The organism is Yoonia sp. (assembly GCF_046498525.1).
Lineage (GTDB): Bacteria > Pseudomonadota > Alphaproteobacteria > Rhodobacterales > Rhodobacteraceae > Yoonia.
In genome coordinates this window covers 1-2,677 of sequence record NZ_JAWOAN010000226.1, presented here as the reverse complement: position 1 = coordinate 2,677, position 2,677 = coordinate 1, and the positions used below count along the sequence as shown (strand labels likewise).

At 60.3% G+C, this 2,677-nt stretch carries 4 protein-coding genes; 1 reads left to right on the top strand and 3 read right to left on the bottom strand.

The genetic code is table 11. The features are described 5' to 3' along the window. Positions 1-162 precede the first annotated feature (162 nt). Together R6T97_RS13765 and R6T97_RS13760 are read right to left on the bottom strand one after the other, a co-directional pair. On the bottom strand, positions 163-720 hold the full coding sequence (locus R6T97_RS13765) for a TRAP transporter small permease (RefSeq protein ID WP_410349868.1): 558 nt from the start codon (positions 718-720) through the stop codon (positions 163-165). Between the two features lie 69 nt (positions 721-789). Then, the gene (locus R6T97_RS13760; RefSeq protein WP_410349867.1) at positions 790-1,761 is read right to left on the bottom strand and encodes a TRAP transporter substrate-binding protein; all 972 of its coding nucleotides are present in this window, start codon (positions 1,759-1,761) and stop codon (positions 790-792) included. A 146-nt stretch (positions 1,762-1,907) separates the two neighbouring features. On the opposite strand from R6T97_RS13760, the gene R6T97_RS13755 reads away from it, so the two are divergent. After that, positions 1,908-2,177, top strand: a complete 270-nt coding sequence (locus R6T97_RS13755) for a carboxyltransferase domain-containing protein (protein WP_410349866.1) — start codon at positions 1,908-1,910, stop codon at positions 2,175-2,177. Here the strand turns inward: R6T97_RS13755 and R6T97_RS13750 are convergent. After that, a partial coding sequence (locus tag R6T97_RS13750; protein WP_410349865.1) for a helicase-related protein occupies positions 2,138-2,677 on the bottom strand: 540 nt, incomplete at its 5' end. The genes R6T97_RS13755 and R6T97_RS13750 overlap by 40 nt on opposite strands.

Genomic DNA, 2,677 nt, shown 5'->3' with positions numbered 1-2,677 from the left:
CCCCAGACCTTCGTCGCAAAAACCGCGCCGGCCAGTCCGGGGCGGGTCAGTTCCATTGCGACCAATGCAACCGCCATGAGCGAGAACCCCACCCACAGGCCAGATAGAAGCAAGCCGAACAGCACGACGACAAGGATGATGGACAGGGTCAAGATGTCCATCTCAATGCCCTCCTTCGCTGCGCTTGCCTTCTGCAAGTCGAAAGGCGGGCGTGGCCCCGCGCAGCGCGGTCAGCAATTCGTCCAGCACGGCCAGGGCCAGCAGTGCGAAGCCGAGCGTCATCACCCCTTGCGGTATCCACAAGGGTACCCTTACCATGCCGAAAGAGACGGTATTGAACGACACGGAATCCCACATTTGCACTCCGGAGTGCCAGGCCGCAAATCCCGCCAGCGCCAAGGCAACCGCCAAGACCGCAACCGTTAACACTGCGCCCAGGCGCGGTCCCAGCAGCGCCAGCGCCAACGTCACCCGAACATGCCCCGCTGCGCGCAAAGTGGCTGGCAGGGCCAGGGTGGCTGCGGCAACGAACAGGAAGCCGCCGAAATCGCTTAGCGAGGGGATGGCCAACCCCAACGGTTCTGCCCCGGATAAAATAAGCGCGCGGTCGATGATCCGCCCGATGATTTGCAAAAAGACCAGTACCGCGATGGCGATCATGGCCAAACAGGCAGCCCCAAGGGCCGTGCTGTAAAGACGGTCAAGCATTTGGCGCAGCATCACAGCCCCCGGTTGTTTGGCATAAAAGGTAAAGGAAAGGGCAGGGCGTGTGGCCCTGCCCGCATCGGCTTATTCGCCTTTATACCGTGCGAGGATCGCGGCGCCGGCATCGCCAGCCGTTTCCAGCCATTCTGCGACCATTACCTCGCCGACTTCGGCCAGCTTTGCTGACAACGCTTCGGACGGTTGCATTACCGTCATCCCACCCGCTTCAAGGCCTGCGATCTTGTCCGCTGTCTCTGCGGCGGACATTTCCCAGCCACGCGCCTCTGCAGCCTCTGCGGCAGCGAGGATTGCATCTTGCTCATCCGCTGAAAGCGCCTCGAACGCGCGTGTGTTTACAAACACCATGTTCTTGGGCAGCCAGGCCTGGGTGTCGATGTAATGGGTCGTGTAGTCCCATGCCTGCGAGGACACGCCTGTTGACGGCGAGGTGATCATCCCCGCAATACGGCCTGTGCTGAAGGCGGTCGGAATATCGCCCGCTTCCACCTGAGTTGGCACCATGTCCAGCAATTGCGCCATGCGTTCGGTGGCATTGTTATAGGCGCGGAAACTGACGCCTTGCAATTGGGCAGGGTCTGTCACTTCTTCGCGCAAGAAAAGCGATTGGCCAGGCCATGGGACTGAAAACAACAGTGTCAGCCCTTGTTCGGCCAGCGCGCTTGCCACGTCGTCACGCGAGGCGTCCCAAAGGGCGCTTGCATCATCATAGCTGGCAGCAAAGAACGGAATGCTGTCGGCGCCAAAGACCGGGTTCTCATTCACAAGTTGCGACATCAGGATTTCGCCAATCGGTGCCAGCCCTCGGCGGACTGAATCCTTGATCTGGCCATGCGCGAACAACGATCCTGCGGAATGCACAGTAATATCGACACTCCCATCGGTCGCTTCGCGCACGTCATCGGCGAAGGCCATGATGTTTTGCGTGTGGAACACGCTGTCGCCATAGGGCGTGGGCATATCCCATGCGGTTTGGGCAACGGCGGGTGCTGTGGCCAGCGCGAAAAGCGCGGCAGCGGTGCTGAAACGAAAAGTCATGATGGATCCCCTGTTGTGAGTGCTGGCCGCTGTGTCGCGGCTGCATCGTTTGACGTTGACAATACGCTGACATTTTGTCAACGTTTTTGATATGAGATGCGTGTTCGCAAAAAAACTGCATAGAATTCAGGCATAAGGACCATGTCATGTCGGCCCTGGACCAGACGGAGAAACCCTTGACTGCAGGCTTTCCAGCTATTCGTACTATCGGCGTGGACGGGTTTCTTGTCAGTTTCTCTGATCATCTGGATGAGCGCGCGAATCGGGCTGCGCTGGCCTTTCGCGCAGCATTGGAGCGTGAAAGCTGGCCTGGCATGTTGGAATGTGCCACGTCGCTGGTCTCTGCTTTTCTGCGTTTCGATCTTGCTGCCTGCGATCACGATAGCGTGCCCCGGCCGATCATCTGCTCGAAGTAGGTCGCCGACTGCACGCGGCGCAGGAACAACAGAATCTCGATCGGCTTCACGTCCGTCCCCGTGGCGATCATGTCCACCGAGACGGCGATGCGTGGGAAGTAGGTGTTCCGGAACTCCGCGATCAGCTCCTCCGGGTCCTTCTCCGACTTGTAGGTGATCTTCCTGCAGAAGTCGTTCCCCTTGCCAAACGCCTCCCGCACGATCCGCACGATCTCCTCGGCGTGGTTGTCGTCCTTGGCGAAGATCAGCGTCTTCGGCACCTCCTCCCGGCCGGGGAAGATGTCGGTGAACAGCTTGTCCCGGAACGTGCCGATCACCGTCCGGATCTGGTCCGGCGCCACCACCTCCCGGTCGAGTTGGGTCGCCTCGTAGTCGAGATCCTCATCCAGCCGCTCCCAGCGTTGCTCCCGGGTCTTCCGGTCCCGCTTGCCGACCCATTCCCCCGCCTCCACTCGGCTCCCCTGCTCCGTGATCTCCGTCCGAATGCGGTAGACCCACCC

Bases quoted from the DNA above. Each gene is read 5' to 3' on its own strand.
- R6T97_RS13765 (WP_410349868.1), bottom strand. From the start codon at position 720: ATGCTGCGCCAAATGCTTGACCGTCTTTACAGCACGGCCCTTGGGGCT.
- R6T97_RS13760 (WP_410349867.1), bottom strand. From the start codon at position 1,761: ATGACTTTTCGTTTCAGCACCGCTGCCGCGCTTTTCGCGCTGGCCACA.
- R6T97_RS13755 (WP_410349866.1), top strand. From the start codon at position 1,908: ATGTCGGCCCTGGACCAGACGGAGAAACCCTTGACTGCAGGCTTTCCA.